The organism is Bradyrhizobium erythrophlei (genome assembly GCF_042430365.1).
Lineage (GTDB): Bacteria > Pseudomonadota > Alphaproteobacteria > Rhizobiales > Xanthobacteraceae > Bradyrhizobium > Bradyrhizobium erythrophlei.
In genome coordinates, this window is sequence record NZ_JBHMET010000099.1 from 1 (window position 1) to 782 (window position 782).

Here is a 782-nt window from a genome sequence, read left to right on the forward strand (position 1 = left end):
ACATCAACAACCGTGCCCGCGTATCGCAGCGGGCCGCGTCCCGTACCTGCTTCTCGAAGCGGTCGAACTCGTGCCGCAGCGCGACACGCGCCGCCAGCAACCCGTCCGCAATCACCTCCAGGCTTGGATGTCCGGCGACCAGTTCCCTGATCCGCTCCGCGAAGCGCGCTGGCGTGGTTGGCCCGACCTTGAGGCCAAATCCGCGCAGAACGCCCCGCAAGCTCAGCTCGAGATCATGAAGCTTTGTCTGCAGCAGTTTGCGCGCGGTGAGCAGTGCGCGCGTCTCCTGCGCGGCCATCGACTTGCAATGCACCGGACGGAACCAGCCCAACCGCATCAGCTGCGCGATCCCGCGCGCGTCGTTGCGGTCGCTCTTCACCGGCATCGTCTCGAGCGCGGTGTGCACGTGCCGTGTCTCCAGCAGCTCGACCGCAAGTCCGGCCTGGCGCATCGCCGCGTAGAGCCACTGCGACAGCGGTCCTGCTTCCAGCCCAATCCGCGCCAGCTCCAGTTTTAGCCTCCTCAGCCAGGCAATCAGGGCGTCCGGCTCGCTGGCAACCTTGCCCTCGCGGGCAATCTTGCCATTGGCATCGACGACGCACAGGCTGGAAGCTTCCAAAGACACGTCAATTCCGACATAATGGTTCATGGTCGTCCCTCGCTGATGCTGGAGCGGGCATCACCCGACTCCGTTCTTTCGACACCATCAGTTTGAGGGACGACTCCTTCTCGCCGCCTTAACCACCGCGGCCAGCCGGCGGCCCGTTACACCATCTATGCCC

1 protein-coding gene is annotated in these 782 nt (G+C 64.8%); it reads right to left on the reverse strand.

Going from position 1 to position 782, the window contains the following annotated elements; translation table 11 throughout:
- On the reverse strand, positions 1-649 hold a 649-nt coding region (locus ACFFWD_RS16805), incomplete at its 3' end, for an IS110 family transposase (protein ID WP_446680519.1).
- Positions 650-782 lie beyond the last annotated feature (133 nt).